Raw genomic sequence first — 15,440 nt, 5'->3', positions numbered from 1 at the left:
TGACGCCCCTCGACGTCGCGCCGACGGCGAATGGCCGCGTTGCGCTTGCGGCAGGCCCAGCTTCTTTCGCCATACGCCACGGCCAGCAGCACGACTGACCAATCGTCTCCCACTCTCGCCCATGCGTGCTCACCAGGGCAGTGGCTGAACCATATGACTCTCGATGGACCCGGATGAATGAGACAGCAGTGACCGCTCCGGAAGTCGCCAAGCTCCTGAATTGCTCGTTGGACCTCGGTGTACCGATTCGGACCGTCCATCGCATCAGGTGGGCTCTACATCCCCCGCCCGCCCCCAGCAATCGGCGCCCCCACTACCGGCCCCGTCTCCATGGCCGCCTCCCGGTTCCGCGCCGCCCGCCGCACCTCCGCCTGGGCCGCGCGCACCGCATCCTGCATCGTCAACTCCGGTGTTTCGCGCTGCATCGATCCGGCTAGTGACTCGAGGGCCGCGGCATCCGTCCGCGCGACGACCGCGACGTTGCTCAGCCGCCCGCGCGTGAGACCGACGTAGAGCCCCGCAGCATCCACATCCGGACCGACCACCGACGCGTCGGCGGTGTCGCCCTGCACGCCGTGCGCGGTGGACGCGTGCGCGAGCTGCAGGTGCTCGCGAGCGTATTCGGTGACACGCGCGCCATCTCGCTGCTGTCACCCACAGAGACAAGATCGACGAAGGTCTCACCGATGCCACGCACGATCCACTGCGCGCGATTCTCGACTCCCGTGAGCCGGTCGTTGCGACGGGTCTGGACGGTGTCGCCGACGAGGATGCGCTGCTGCCCGATTCCCCACGCGGCGACGCGGACGTCGAGCTCGCCTTGATCGACGCGCCGCTGCTGGATCGCGTCGTTGATCGCATCCGCCTCAGCATTTGCGCCAGATACCAGCGTCACTCGCTTGCCGCTGCGTGCCATTCGAAGTACGCGTCGATCATCCGCTCACGCGCCGCGTCGTGATGTTGGACCCGGTCGACGTGACCCCGTTCGGCAAGCTCGTCCGCAACCGCAACCGCCAGCGCACGCTCGCGATCACCCGCATCCCGGAGTCGCAGCGTGAGCGCCGCGTATTCGTGATCGCGGAGCCTGTGCACTGTGTCGAGCTCGACCGCCGCGTTCGCGTGCCGGATCGCAGAACCCATCGCGCCCGCATGCCCGACCGGCAACGCCTGATGCGTGTCACCCTCGAACGCCAGCCCAAAACCCTGCTCGATCGCGAGCTCGACGAGGACGTTCGCCGTCTGCAGGTCGACGATGCCTGCTTCGTCGACGACGACCCGATCGCGAGAACGCAACACGTACTGGGTTGGTCCGCCATATGCGGCGCCCCTGCTGGGATCGACTTCTCCCACTCGAAGCCCGGTCCACACCTTCGCGCCGGCCCTGTCGAGGCCCCATCGGTAGCCATGATCCCAAAGCAAGGCATGAATGCTGGATGCCGCGGCCCCGAGCTCGCGAGACGCCACCGATGCCGCTTTCAGTGTGGGGGCAACAATGAGCAGTCGCCGCCGTTGCGACGCGAGCGCCGCGAACGCCGCGCGCAGCTTCGTCGTCTTTCCCGCGCCGGCGGGCCCGGTCACCGTCACGAGCCCGTCCGTGCCAGCGATGGCGCACGCGGCAACGCGTTGCGACGCATCCAGTGCCGACCGATCGTCGTTCGGTGCGAGCCGGTGCAACTCGCCCGGGAGGAGCGAGCGCCCGGGTCGGGCGAGCACGTCCAGTCGGCCGGCGAGACGCACCTTGGCGCGTACGGGCTCGGTCGCCATGAACGCCTTGACGTGCGCCGGTGGATCGTCCGCGACGAGCCGGTAGACGCCAGTCGTGGCACGCTCAGTGATCTCGGCGAGCACGCCGTCGAGCCGGTCGCGTTCCGCAGCGACGCCCGTGCGCGAGAGCGCGCGTATTGCACCCGGGCGGATGTCGAGAATGCTGAACCTCCCGCCGCATGATGTGGACCGTTCGTCCGCGTCGTCGACCGCTTGTGCCGCGAGCAGATCCAGGTCGAGGCATGGAGGTTTGTGGCAGCGACTGGAACCGGTGCGCGAGGGGTGGTGAGACTCGGATCGATCGCTGCGATCTCGTCGCGGACGCGCGCCTCCCACCACGCCTCATCTAGGTCGGCCGGCTTGTTCGGACGCGACACAGCCCAAGCGCGGCGATCGATCTGCTGCAGCACCTCCACGGTGGGCGCAGATCCTCCGTGCGCGGCCGACCACTCCGTGATCAGTCGCGCGCGGTTAGTTTCGATTTGCGCCGACCGACGCGAGACTGGTCGGACGTGGCCGGCGAGTTCGGCGAGTTCGCCGGCGTGGTCGAGCGTGTACCCATGCCGGGCGAGGGCGGCGAGCCACGCGGGATCGGTTCGGGCCGCGAGCTCGCCTTCCGCGCTCACGACGGTGTGCAGCTTCATCGCTACACGCAAGTCGAGGTTCGACCACTTGCCGTCCGCGCCGAGCACCTTGATGTTCAGCCAGAGGTGACGGTGGATGTGCGGGTCGAGCGCGCGCGAGCGCCGATGCTGCAGCTCGACGACCTCGATGCGGGTGATCTCCTCGCGGATAAGCTCTCCGTGCCCGCGCCGCGCGTTGAGCTCCGTCTGCCACGTGAGCAGGATGCGTTCACGCAGCCGGTCTTGGAGAGCCTCGAACGCGGTCGCGAGTTCGGGATGCAGCAGCGCGGCGATGCTGTACGACTTCGGGTGGTTGAGCGTTCCGTCGAGCAGCAGGTCGGCGTCGGGGCTCAGCCGCTGATGGCCGCGCTCCTCCCCAGTGACCGTGTCGTGTCCAGTGAGCCAGACAGGAAGGCCTCCGGCGCTGAGTTGGTGGGTCGTGATGACGCCGTTCTCGACGACGAACCGCGAGACGGTCGAGCCGGAGGCGGCACTATACGCTTCGAGCGCGTCAACGCCGGGGGAGTGCTGAAGGTGAGCGTCGCAGGTGCCCGCGAGCGCGTAGCCGATCGCCTGTCGAACACCTTGGGATTCGACGCCTCGCTTCCACCGCTCAAGGCCTCCACGCATGGCGCCAGGATTGGGTGGGTTTTGCTCATCATCCAGGGATTTTTCGATGTTGTAGCTACGCGTGGGGGAGTGTGTCTAAAGGGTGTCGCTCACCCGGGTGCTGCGTACATCGTTGGGCTCTTCGTGATCGGCTTGGTTCGCAGGGTGCTTGGAACGAGATCATTCTTCTGATTGATTGAGTGCGTGTGGCGAATCGCGAGTCACGCTTGATGGAAGCTCGACTGCCGTCTGGCAGGATGGTGGAAAGGTGCTGGGGTGCACCATCCGGGAGGGATTCAGTGTCAGACGTCAGCGCAGCGCTGTCCAACCCCGTCCTCAACTCCGCGTACGACGAGCCAGGTCGCCATTTCGAAATGGGCCCGAGCGGTCCGACCGGCAACGTGGTCGACACTCGTCGCCCCAGCGAGTTCTTTATCCCGATCCCGAAACCCAAGCGGGGCGCCGGAAAGGTCAAGGCAGCGCCGCAGCCGACGCTGGACTTCTCGAACCTCACCGACGAGCGGGTGGAGCGGAACGACAAGATCGACCAGCTCCGCGATGCGCTACGCGACTGGCGTCGCCAGAGTTATCCCGGTGTCACCGCCATCAGCCGCAAGCTCCTCCTGCACTGGTCCGACTCCGCTCGCGAAGACCGCATCCTCTTCGCCCAGCGCGAGGCGGCTGAGACCGCGATCTATCTCGCGGAAGTCGTTGGGCGGGACAAGTATGACCGCTCGAGCTTGGCGGGCATCGACTGGCGAGGCACGCTCGCCGCCGCGAATGCAGAGCATAACTCGAACCTTCCGCGCGTGGCCCTGAAGATGGCGACCGGCGCCGGCAAGACGATCGTTATGGCGATGCTCATCGCATGGCACACGCTGAACAAAGTGAACTCGCCGCAGGACTCACGCTTCGTGAAGCGGTTCCTCATCGTCGCCCCGGGTATTACGATCAAGGACCGCCTGCGTGTCCTTCAGCCGACCGAGCCACGCGACGCCAACTACTTCGACTTGCGCGGGATCGTGCCGCAAGACCTGCGCGCTCAACTCAACCGGGCCGAAGTCCACATCATCAACTACCACCAGTTCATGCCGCGCACGACCAGTGCGGGTAAGGGCATCAGTGCGAACACGCGCAAGCTCCTTCTGGCCGGCAAGCCCGATCAGGGCGCCTTCACAGAAACTCCGCAGATGGTCGTCACGAGGGTCCTCGACAAGCTCGGCCGGGACAAGGGCGAAATCGTCGTCTTCAACGACGAGGCCCACCACTGCTACCAGCCGAAGGATCTGGACGAGAAGTTTGACGCCGACACCAAGGAGGCGAACGAAGATGCCCGCGTGTGGTTCAAGGGACTCATCGACATCCGTCGGTACGGCAACAGGAGCAAGGACGGGATCAAGACGGTCTACGACCTGTCCGCGACGCCGTTCTACTTGAAGGGCTCCGGCTATGGCGAGGGTTCGATCTTCCCATGGGTCGTCAGCGACTTCGGTCTGATGGATGCGATCGAGTCGGGGATCGTGAAGGTCCCGCGTCTGCCGGTCGACGACAACGCTCAGGCGAATCTCGTCACATACCTCCATCTCTACGACCAGGTCAAGGATGACCCGTCGTGGCCGAAGCGGGTCTCGCTGGCCGCATTGCCGGCGCCGGGTTCGTGGAGCATGCCCGCGGTGCTCGAGGGCGGCATCCGTTCCCTCTACAAGTCGTATGAGGTGGCTTACCGCGATTGGGAGGAACGCCTCAAGCCACTCGAAGAGCCGCCGCCCGTGATGATTGTCGTAACTCCGAACACGCTGGTCTCGAAGCTGGTCTACGACTGGATCGCCGGATACGAGGTCAGAGAGGGTGACGAGACGCGCCACATCAAGGGCAACCTGCCTCTATTCAGCAATATCGAAAACGATCAGCACATAGCGATCCCGCGCACGATCGTCGTGGATTCAAAGCAGCTCGAGTCCGGTGAGGCGATGAAGGATGACTTCAAGAATGCCGCCGCCGCCGAGATTGATGCCTTCAAGCAGGCGTACCGCAGGTCCAATCCGGGCGCCGATGTCGGCAAACTCGATGACTCCGACCTGCTGCGTGAGGTCATGAACACCGTTGGCAAGAAGGGCAAGCTCGGAGAGGACGTGCGTTGCGTTGTCTCCGTGGCCATGCTCACAGAGGGCTGGGACGCCAACACGGTTACGCATATTCTCGGCGTGCGCGCGTTCGGCTCGCAGTTGCTGTGCGAACAGGTCGTCGGTCGAGGCCTGCGCCGCCGCTCGTACGCACCGGATCCCGAGACAGGGCGGTTCCCGCCTGAGTACGCGAACATCTACGGCATCCCGTTCTCTTTCATCCCGAGCGATAAGCCAGTCGACCCGCCCAAGCAGCCGGAGCCGAGCCTCCGTGTCAAGGCGCTAGAGGAGCGCGCTCACTTGGCTATCGACTTCCCCGTCCTGTCGGGGTACAGGGTCGAACTGCCGGACGCGCCGCTCATCTTCGATCTCGACTCGGCCGACCCCCTGATCATCAGCGGTTCGACGGTACCAAGCTGGGTCGAGGCCGCGGGCATTGTTGGCGAGACGGAACGGATCGAGGGCATCCGCGAAGCGCGAGAGCAGGAGGTGGTCTTCGGCATAGCCAAGCGCACTCTCGGCTTCCTCTTCCCGAATCCTGAGGACCGTCGACCCTGGCTCTTCCCGCAGCTCGTCGACTTCGCGCGAGAATGGATGCGCGCTAAAGTGCACGTCGAGGTCGGGTACACCCCGGGATTCCTTACGCTTGCAGAGCCTCAGCAACTCGCGGCCGAGGCGATCGGTCACGCGATCGCGCGCCTCGACGATGAAGCGCGTCGACCTTTGATGCGGCCGATCTTCGGCTTTGGTGAGATTGTTCACAGCACCGACGCGGTATGGTTTGACACCCGTAAGAAGGTGTTCGAGACAACTAACTCGCACGTCTCTCACGTAACCCTCGATGGCAAGGATGGGAACACGTGGGAGAGGAGGATCGCCCAGGTATGCGAGACGCTCGTCCACGAGGGTTTTCTGACGAGCTATGTCAAGAATGATCACCTCGGCTTCGAGGTGCCGTACGTGCACCAGGGGCGCAGCCACCGATACCTGCCCGACTTCTTGCTGCGCATTGCTCCGGTCGAGGGAGAGGACTTCCCTCGAACTCTCATCGTCGAGGTATCGGGCAGCCAGAAGAGCCCCGGCCCTACGAAGGCGAAGGCCAACACGACGCGCGACATGTGGTGCACCGCGGTGAACAACCACGGAGCCTTCGGACGCTGGGGCTACTTGGAACTTGGCAAGGCTGGCGTCGATGACGCCGAGCACGTACTGCGCCAGGCGATCGCAGATCACATCGCGGACCGCCCGATCATCGGCGACCCCGATCTTCTTTCCCGCTTCATTTTCGAGGGAGTCTGATGGCCCGCCCCCGCCTGCCCAAGCGTCCGACCCAGGTTACCGCTTACGATCACGATGACAGACGGCGCAACATCCCGACCGCGGATGCCGCGGCGACCTTCTACGACGAGACGAAGGAAGCACTTCCGCCCCAGCGTTATCCACGCAACGCCGACCTCGATCCTCAGCTCGTGTGGAAGGGGAAGGATGGGCAGGACGGCGAAGACCTCGTCGTTGATGCTCCGCCGATCTACATCCAGGAGAAGATAGCTCCTCAGGCGCTCATCGAGCACCTGAGGAAGCAGTCGCAGGCCACTCCTTCCGACGAGTTCCCGAGCCTCTTCGATTTCGACGACTTCGATGAACTGGATGAACTGAGTGCGGTTGAGTTTTACCAGCACGAGGAGTCCTGGAAGAACCGGATGATCCTCGGCGACAGCCTGCAGGTCATGTGTTCACTCGCCGAGCGCGAGTCGCTCCGCGGCAAGGTTCAGATGATCTATATTGACCCGCCATACGGCATCAAGTTCGGGTCGAACTGGCAGGTGCGTACCTCCAAGCGCGACGTGAAGGACGGCAAGATCGATGACGCGGCGCGTGAAGCCGAACAGATCAAAGCGTTCCGCGATACATGGGAGCTCGGAATTCATTCCTACCTCAGCTATCTCCGTGACCGCCTCGTCGTTGCGCGGGACCTTCTCACAGAGAGTGGCAGCGTGTTCGTTCAAATTGGAGACGAAAATGCGCACCTCGTGCGCAGTCTGCTGGACGAGGTATTCGGGCGAGACGCATTCGTTTCTCAGATTGCGTTTAGCAAGACCGGCGGATTCTCTGGGGACGAAATCGACGGCGTCTACGACATGATCCTGTGGTACGGCAAGAGCACAGACGCGAAGAAGCGCAAGTACAGACAGCTGTATGACGCCAAAATCTACGGGAGCCAAGGCACCACCGGCTACACGTGGGTTGAACTGGAGGACGGGTCACTTCGCCCAATGACCCCGGCTGAAAAACGCGCCGGCAGCGTCGAAGGCGGTCGCATCCTCGATGGCACTCCCCTGGTGAGTTCTGGCGCGCCAGGCGATGGTGGCTTCGATATTGAGTTTGAAGGAAGAACGCACCGGCTACCTGCGAGCTCTCATTGGAAGACCAATAGGCAAGGCATCGAGAAGCTTCGAGCAGCGGGGCGCCTCGTTCGGCTTGGACAGACCTTGGAATACAAGCGATACTTGGACGATTTCCCCTACCTCGGGTTCACCAACCTCTGGCTAGGGCTTGGCGAGCGCGGGTTCTCCGGAAAGCCCATCTACGTTGTCCAGACGGACACGACGGTGATCGAACGCTGCATGCTCATGTGCACAGACCCCGGCGACCTGGTCATTGACCCAACGTGCGGATCGGGAACGACCGCCCAGGTCGCCGAGCAATGGGGACGCCGCTGGATCACAATCGATACCTCGCGCGTCGCGCTCACGCTTGCTCGCCAACGAGTAATGGGCGCGAGATTCCCTTACTACGTTACAGCCGACAGCGACGACGGCCGACGCATTCAGGGACTCGCTCCTGCGGTGACACGCGGCGACCTTCGACAGGGCTTTGTCTACAAGAAGGTCCAACACATCACTCTGAAGTCGATCGCGAACAACCCTGACATCCAGGAAGGTATGAACTCCCATGAAATCCGGGAGGCGATTCAGCGGCATTCAGATTTCGAACTGCTTTACGACAAGCCTGAGGAGGACAGAACACGGGTGCGGGTTTCGGGGCCATTCACTATGGAATCGCTCTCCCCGCACCGGAGCGTCTCCTTCGACGAGGCGGACGCTCTTCGCCCTGGCGTCACCGACGCTGACACGCCGTCGTTCGAGCAGTCGATACTCGCGAACCTTCGCGCGGCAGGTATCCAGAACGGCCGCAAGTCTGAACGCCTCGTCTTTGAGTCGATTGACTCACATCCGGGTGCATTCGTGCAGGCAATCGGCGCGCAGAAGGAGTCGGGCGATCGACTCGCGATTGCGCTGGGGCCTCAATACGGGACGGTGTCTGCATCATTCATTAAGAACGCCGCCCGCGAGGCCGTCGAAGCTGGCGCACCGATTGTCGCTGTGCTGGGATTCGCCTTTGATCCCCAGCTTGGCGTCGAGACTGACGAAGAGGGCTTTGCAGTTGTTGCCGGGATTCGAGACCTCGGCCGCGTCAAAGTGCTCGTCGTGCGCATGAACGTCGATCTGTTGATGGGTGAGGAGCTCAAGAAGACCGGTTCGGGCAACCTCTTCACGGTGTTCGGTGAACCCGACCTCACGCTACGGGCCGTCGGGTCGCAGTGGCAAGTTGAGGTACGTGGCATCGACGTATACGACCCGACGTCGGGAGAGGTGCGGTCGAAATCCACCAAGGAGATCGCGCTCTGGATGATCGACACCGATTACGACGGAGAAAGCTTCTTCGTGCGGCACGCGTACTTCCTCGGCGACAACGACCCTTTCAAGTCATTGAAGACGGCACTCAAGGCCGAGATCGACTCCGATGCCTGGGCAACGCTCAACCGCGCGACTTCAGTTCCGTTCAATACCCCTTCCACCGGCAAGATCGCGCTAAAGGTAATTAACGACTACGGCGACGAGGTGATGAAGGTTCTCGATGTCGCCAACGAGTAGCGACACGCGCGCGGCGCCCCAATCTCTCCCCCACCCCGGGACCAAGATGATGCCGCGCTGCCGGGGACCTCGTGCCCTTCCGCACCTAACCAAGAGCTCGCACCTTGGCTGGGCTTGGGGTCCGCAGAGGCAAACTCAATTGGCCTCGTGCGCCTAGCGCAGCGCGATGTCGGCGGGCCTCGATAGGCTCGACTCGATGAACACCTATACCCCTGCCCAGCAAGCCGCGATAGACGAGCTGACGGCGCCTCTTCAGCTCATTGCCTGTGCCGGCTCAGGGAAGACGCAGGTAATTTCGCAGCGGATCTCGCGAATCCTCGGGACCCCCGGGGCGCGGCCGGGAAATGTGATCGCATTCACATTCACGGAGAAGGCGGCGGCAGAGCTCAAGGATCGCATCCACAAGATTGTTCGAGACGAGCACGGCGAGGTGACCGGGCTAGCGGAGATGTACATCGGAACGATGCACGGTTACGCGCTGAACCTCCTGCAGAGGTATGTGCCGGAGGCATTCAAGTACGGCGTTCTGACCGATATCACTCAGCGGCTACTGATCGACCGCGAATCCGTGAAGTCGGGGTTGACGACGTGCCCGACCACGGCGCCGAGCCGTGCGACGCTCTGGCGATACTTAGACTCCAAACTCTACATGCAGGTACTCGCCATCCTGCAGGAAGATGATGTCGACTTCGACCGCGTCCCCGATGGCGTCGCCGACAGCCTTCGCTCGTACGCTGACCTGCTGTCCCGTCGCAAGTACTTCGACTACACGGCGATGATCGCAACCGCCGTCGCATTCCTCGAGTCCGACCCGCATGACCCCGACCTCTCGACCACAGAACTCGAATTGCTGCGGCACATTCGCGAAGACGTCCAGTATGTGGTGGTCGACGAGTACCAGGATGTGAACCCGCTACAGGAGCGACTCATCGCTGGCCTCGTACGCTGGGGGGCGAACCTCTGCGTTGTCGGCGATGACGACCAGACGATCTACCAGTGGCGCGGCTCAGAAGTGTCCAACATTCTCACCTTCGCCAATCGTCACGAGGATGTACGCAAGATCGGGCTGACGGACAACTTCCGCTCATCCAAGGGCATCGTGCGGCTGGGGCGGATGATCGCCGAGTGGCTGCCGGCCGACGAGCGGTTGCCAAAGGCGATGGAGTACGCGTCTCACCAGGTCTGGGAGGCAGGCGATTTGCTGGCGCTCGAATTCGGCGATCCCGACGAGGAGGCACGCTGGATCGCCGACAGGGTCGAGGCCTTGCGGGGGATGCCTTTCAGAGACTCACCAGACGCGAATCCGCGTGGGCTCTCCTGGTCGGACTGTGCTGCGCTGTTTCGGACGGTCAAGGATGCTGAGTCGCTTGTCGACGAGCTGCGCCGGCGCGGCATTCCTTACATCATCAAGGGGCTCGCGCGCCTTTTCGATGCGCCAGAGATCGCGGCGCTCGTAGGCATGTTTCGATTCATGCTCCGCGAGATCGATGAGGCTGCACTGAGCGCTCTCTTCGACGATGCGGATCTCCTCGGCTCACCCGCGCTGCTCGCGCGGGGCATCCGGATCCTCCAGGAAGGCGCGGACTTCGAAAGGGGTGATAGATGGGGCACCTACAACATCCAGCGCTTGTATCTCGACGTGGTAGAAGCAATGGACATCCGTGAGGCCACAATCCCCGGATCTCCCGCGCGCGCTGAGTTGGTGATGTACCAGCTCGGCAAGTTCTCGCAAGTGATCTCCGACTTCGAAGCGATCAACTTCGCTTCCGAGCCACGTCGTAAGTACGAGACCTTCTTGCGTTTCATCACGGACGAACGCCAAGCGCCCGCCTACTACGAGGAGGCGGACGAGGATGCGGGCTTCGCCACACCGGATGCCGTCACCATCACGACTGTGCATCGAGCCAAGGGGATGCAGTGGCCAGCGGTGTTCGTGCCATGTCTGCGGAAGAACCGGTTCCCCATCCGCGCGAGCGGCGGACTCAACGCATTTCACGTTATCCCGGTCGAGGCGGTGCCGAATGGGTCGAGGTACCGTGGCGGGCTCTCGGAGGAGACCCGACTTTTCTATGTCGCGGCAACCCGCGCACAGAAGTATCTGTACCTCTCGTGGGCACCGATCGCCACCAACCAGCAGGCACGTCGGCAATCCGACTTCTTTCGCGACGCGTCCGGATCCGACTGGGTGCTGACTGCGGACCGGGGTCTGCCGCAGCTCGAGCGACTTGCGCCCACACCAAAGACGGAAACGCCCGCTATCTCGATCTCGTTCTCGGAGCTGAAGTATCTCCTCGAGTGCCCATACCAGTTCAAGCTGCGGTTCATGTACGGGTTCAATCCCCCTATCCATGAAGCGCTGGGATACGGCAAGGGCCTGCACGACGCCCTTGCTGAGATGCATAAGAGAGCTCTTGCCGGAGACCTCCCGACGAAGGCCGAGGCAGAAGACCTCGTGGAGCGGCACCTGCACACACCGTACGCGTATCCCGCATTGCGCGACCAGTTGCGCCATGCCGCGGTGAAGGCACTAAGGAACTATTTCGACGAGCACGGGGACGATCTCACCCGAACGGTGCACTCGGAGAAGCAGATTGAGGTGGTCGTCGCGCCCGGGGTCACGGTTGACGGCCGCGTGGATCTCATCAAGCGGCTCGAGACCGATGAGGTGTCGATCGTGGACTTCAAGTCGACCGAGGACGCACAGAAGACCGCGACGACTCGTGATCAGCTCAGCGTCTACGCCCTCGGGTACCGTGAGCTGACCGGCAAGTCGGCCGACCGCATCCAAGTTCTCAACCTCGATGAGAAGGGCGACCACCTCAACGAAGCCGTCGACGCAGAACTCCTTGGCTCGATCAAGGCGAAGATCGAGGCTGTCGCCGCGGACATTCGCGCGGACCAGTTCGCATGTGGGCACGACCACTCGAGGGACACTGCCTACAATGACCTGGCTTGGCTCACGACGGGGGCTCCTGTCTCAGTCGAGTAGCCATACGGCGCGAACTTGTTTCCATCGGGCCTGACGCGCTTTCTCGGACACTTTGATGATGACAAGCCGGTCGTCATCGTCGAGTCCCACCGTGGCGGAATCGGTGGAACCTATGCTGGCTCACGCACGCTGGAGGCGAGAAGCTATCAGTGTTGTCGGCGACCGTCGAAAGTGTGCCGGCAGTAGTATCGAGAGGCACAGCAGTGCGGAAACAGATCAGCCTGGTGGGTGCCGTGATCGTGCAAGACGGGACCGTGCTGTGCGCCAAACGTGGTCCGTTGGGCCGTCTCGCCGGCCATTGGGAGTTTCCGGGCGGCAAGATCGAGCCCGGGGAGACAGCCCGGACAGCTCTCGAGCGCGAGATCGCTGAGGAGCTCGAATGCACTGTCGAGGTGAACGACGAGCTGACGACAACGACACACGAGTACGACTTCGGCGTGGCGAAACTGACAACCTTTTGGTGTCAGCTGGTTGAGGGCCAACCGCGATTGACTGAGCACGCGGAGGTGCGCTGGTGTCGACCCAACGAGCTCGAGGCGCTCGACTGGGCTCCCGCCGATATCCCTGCTATGGCAATGATCGTCGCCTGCGCAAGCATCGGAGAGCTAGGGCCGAAGCAGCTCGAATGAGTCCCCGTCACGCGAGGGTGATACCGAGGTTCGCCGTCAGCTCCCGTAGGTCTGCCTCGGCACGGCCAGGAAGAAGAATCATCGGCGTGACTTGAGCTTCGAACGTACGGGCGTTGTGCGTGTAATCCAGTATCTGACCAATCGCCATGCGGACATACTCACGCCCCGTGGATTTCTTGGCCTCAACAACCCATCCCTCGGCCTGGACGTACATGTCCGGCTCGATGATCGCACCCGCGACAGGGAGCTTCAGCCTGCTGGGCGGCGTGCCCCTCTGGGTGAGCCAACGTCCGAAGTCTGCCTGGAGTTGGAACTCCTGGCGCGAGACAACGCGATCGCCGGGCGGGAGCTGAGTAGCGTCCACAATCACGTTGACGCCTGAAGCGTCTGGCGGGTCCCACCGGGCGATCTGAGGCTTGAGCAGTCGAAGCTGACCCGGGTTGGGAGCGAGCAACGTCGGGTCTACGTCCAAGGGCACGAGGTTGAAGACGATCGCGCGCCGACCATTGCCGTCGGCTCCTGGTATCTCGTGGAACGAGCAGAGTGGAGCGCCCGTCGTGAATGCTCCGACGTAGGTCGCATACGTAGGCTGAGCGTTGAACACACGAATGGTGCGCCCCTCATCAGCGGTGTTTAGGAGGGCCTTGTTCCCGCGTGTGAACTCCTGGTCGCCAGATTGACCCTCGCCTGTATACGCGAAGCTTCCGTCTGACTGCAACCCTTCGTGATCGACGAGAACGCGGTGATGATCGCGTACGAGATCCACGTCGGCACGCCAAAGACGCACGAGAAGCGCTCGGTGCCTTACCCCGCGCGGCTCGCTCCAATGATCGAGCAGGCGTGCGCCGGCGAGGGACCGGAAGGGCTGCTGTTCGGCGACCGCATCAACCACATGCGCAACTCAGGCGCACAGAGATGGTTTGCGAACGCGGTCCGCCATGTGCAGGCTGCGAACCCATCGATCCCAAGGCTGACGCCTCACGACCTCCGCCGCATCGCTCGCGATCAACTCGGGCGCAAACGTGAAGGCTGTGCAGCGGATGCTCGGCCACGCGTCGGCCGCGATGACGCTGGACACCTACGCCGACCTCTTCGACGACGATCTGGATGCCGTCGCATCACGCCTCAACGACGCATTGCCGCTCGTGGCACTGCCGTCAGGTCCGCAGACCCGCTACGCCCGACCGACGTAACGCCGGAGAGCAGACTGCTCAACTTTTCGACGAGGCACAGGGACGCCCGAAGTGCTTGATTTCGTCGTCCTCAGGCGTCGAACGACGCTCCGTGAGGGGCGTCGAATCTGCCTCGTTTCGGCTCACACGTTTCTCAGATGCGGCCAGAAAGCGGCCGAAAAGGCATTCTCACTGGTCTGATCACAGGAGAAACAGTCGGTCAGGGCTAAAAAAGACTGTGCCATGTGAACGAGCCCGGAAATGCTGCAGCCCACCTTCGAGATCCCGCAGACCAGCTGGGGCATTTCAAGCCGTCCGGCGCACAGCTCGCTGATGCTCGAAAGCGTGCCTCCTCGCCGAGTTCACTCCTACCGGTCCGCCCCCACCTCCGCATTGATCCCATCCCGCGATCCCACAACCTCCGCCGCCGGCACAGCATCCGCCAACCGGATCCGCTCGTCCTCACTCAACTGAATCTCCGCCGCCCCCGCGTTCTCGGCCAACTTGTCGCGTCTTCGCGTGCCCGGAATCGGCACCATACCCTCCGACAGCACCCACGCCAGCGCGACCTGCGCGACCGTCGCACCGCGCTCCCGTGCCACAGCTTCCACCCGCTCCACCAACCGACGGTTCGCCGCGAACGCCTCGGGCTGGAAGCGCGGCAGCCCTCGCCGAGCATCCTCCGGCGCCAGCTCGTCCAGCGAACGGATTCCCGAGGTCAGCGTCCCGCGCCCGAGCGGAGAGAACGCCACGACGCCGATGCCGAGCTCGTCGGCGGTCGCTTTCTCGTCGTTGTGCAGCATGTCGCGGGCGAAGAGCGAGAACTCCGACTGCACCGCCGCGATCGGATGCACCGCCTGCGCCCGCCGCAGCGTGGGAGCCGACGCCTCGGACAGCCCGATGTGCCGCACCTTGCCGTCGCGCACGAGGTCGGCCAGCCCACCGACGCTCTCCTCGATCGGCACCTGCGGATCGACCCGGTGCAGGTAGTAGAGGTCGATGACGTCCATCCCGAGGTGCCGCAGCGACCGCTCGCACGCCCGTCGGATGTATTCCGGAGTGCCGTTGCGTCCGCGGATGGTGCCGTCGTCGTCCATCTCGGTCGACGCCTTTGTAGCGATCGTGATCTCGTCGCGCCGCGAGCCGAGCGCGCGTCCGATGAGCTTTTCGTTCTCGAACGGACCGTACGCCTCCGCGGTGTCGATGAACGTCACCCCGATGTCGACCGCGTGCTGCAGGGTGGCGATCGCCTCCGCCTCGTCGGTCGGACCGTAGAAGGCGCTCATGCCCATCGCTCCGAGTCCGATCGATGAGACGGTGAGCCCGTCGCCGAGTGCCGACTACTTCATTAGTCTTCCACTCTTGCGCGAGCCTTCCGCTCGCGCGACGCGGTGACCTCGGGGTACACGTCGATTTCGGTGTCCAATGCCTCGAGATGCCGGCGCGTGCGCTCCATCTCAATGAGTACAAGCTCGCGATGCGCCTGCAGGATGCTGATCCGCTCGCTCTTCGTGCCGGAGGGCGCGAGAAGGAGAGCAGCCGTGGCGTAGCCAAATATATTGCTTTTGTCCCCATATGGGTACTTAGATAGCCGAA

At 63.3% G+C, this 15,440-nt stretch carries 9 protein-coding genes and 1 pseudogene; 5 read left to right on the top strand and 5 right to left on the bottom strand.

Features of this window, described 5'->3' with window-relative positions:
• Positions 1–484 precede the first annotated feature (484 nt).
• From AB3M90_RS12295 to AB3M90_RS12285, 3 genes and pseudogenes are all read right to left on the bottom strand, one after another.
• Positions 485–916 carry a hypothetical protein gene (locus AB3M90_RS12295; RefSeq protein ID WP_412952311.1) on the bottom strand — a complete coding sequence of 144 codons (432 nt, stop codon included), beginning with the start codon at positions 914–916 and terminating at the stop codon, positions 485–487.
• On the bottom strand, positions 892–2,100 hold the full coding sequence (locus AB3M90_RS12290) for an AAA family ATPase (RefSeq protein ID WP_412952310.1): 1,209 nt from the start codon (positions 2,098–2,100) through the stop codon (positions 892–894). Before AB3M90_RS12290 ends, AB3M90_RS12295 begins: the two co-directional genes overlap by 25 nt.
• A 29-nt stretch (positions 2,101–2,129) precedes the next feature.
• Positions 2,130–3,017 (bottom strand): annotated as a pseudogene (locus AB3M90_RS12285) (relaxase domain-containing protein); the annotation flags it as partial.
• Positions 3,018–3,295: 278 nt separating this feature from the next.
• On the opposite strand from AB3M90_RS12285, the gene AB3M90_RS12280 reads away from it, so the two are divergent.
• The 4 genes from AB3M90_RS12280 (at position 3,296) to AB3M90_RS12265 (ending at position 12,672) form a co-directional block, all read left to right on the top strand.
• Positions 3,296–6,418: a BPTD_3080 family restriction endonuclease gene (locus AB3M90_RS12280; protein WP_412952309.1), complete on the top strand. Its 3,123-nt coding sequence runs from the start codon at positions 3,296–3,298 to the stop codon at positions 6,416–6,418.
• Positions 6,418–9,054: a site-specific DNA-methyltransferase gene (locus AB3M90_RS12275; protein WP_412952307.1), complete on the top strand. Its 2,637-nt coding sequence runs from the start codon at positions 6,418–6,420 to the stop codon at positions 9,052–9,054. Before AB3M90_RS12280 ends, AB3M90_RS12275 begins: the two co-directional genes overlap by 1 nt.
• Before the next feature lie 196 nt (positions 9,055–9,250).
• Positions 9,251–12,043: an ATP-dependent helicase gene (locus AB3M90_RS12270; RefSeq protein WP_412952306.1), complete on the top strand. Its 2,793-nt coding sequence runs from the start codon at positions 9,251–9,253 to the stop codon at positions 12,041–12,043.
• Positions 12,044–12,246: 203 nt separating this feature from the next.
• On the top strand, positions 12,247–12,672 hold the full coding sequence (locus AB3M90_RS12265) for a (deoxy)nucleoside triphosphate pyrophosphohydrolase (RefSeq protein ID WP_412952304.1): 426 nt from the start codon (positions 12,247–12,249) through the stop codon (positions 12,670–12,672).
• A 7-nt stretch (positions 12,673–12,679) separates the two neighbouring features.
• On the opposite strand, the gene AB3M90_RS12260 is transcribed toward AB3M90_RS12265, so the two are convergent.
• Positions 12,680–13,564, bottom strand: coding sequence for an SRA domain-containing endonuclease (locus AB3M90_RS12260; RefSeq protein WP_412952303.1), 885 nt, complete (start codon positions 13,562–13,564; stop codon positions 12,680–12,682).
• A gap of 130 nt (positions 13,565–13,694) precedes the next feature.
• On the opposite strand from AB3M90_RS12260, the gene AB3M90_RS12255 reads away from it, so the two are divergent.
• Entirely contained in the window at positions 13,695–13,865 is a 171-nt protein-coding gene (locus AB3M90_RS12255; protein ID WP_412952301.1) for a hypothetical protein, read from the top strand.
• A 347-nt stretch (positions 13,866–14,212) separates the two neighbouring features.
• Here AB3M90_RS12255 and AB3M90_RS12250 read toward each other — a convergent pair whose 3' ends face one another.
• Entirely contained in the window at positions 14,213–15,151 is a 939-nt protein-coding gene (locus AB3M90_RS12250) for an aldo/keto reductase (protein ID WP_412952721.1), read from the bottom strand.
• Positions 15,152–15,440: the final 289 nt, after the last annotated feature.

Source organism: Microbacterium martis (genome assembly GCF_047246685.1).
Classification (GTDB): domain Bacteria; phylum Actinomycetota; class Actinomycetes; order Actinomycetales; family Microbacteriaceae; genus Microbacterium.
Note: the sequence above shows the minus strand (reverse complement) of the source record. Positions and strands in the feature narration are given on the sequence as shown.

Bases quoted from the DNA above. Each gene is read 5' to 3' on its own strand.
- AB3M90_RS12270 (WP_412952306.1), top strand. From the start codon at position 9,251: ATGAACACCTATACCCCTGCCCAGCAAGCCGCGATAGACGAGCTGACG.
- AB3M90_RS12275 (WP_412952307.1), top strand. From the start codon at position 6,418: ATGGCCCGCCCCCGCCTGCCCAAGCGTCCGACCCAGGTTACCGCTTAC.
- AB3M90_RS12295 (WP_412952311.1), bottom strand. From the start codon at position 916: ATGGCACGCAGCGGCAAGCGAGTGACGCTGGTATCTGGCGCAAATGCT.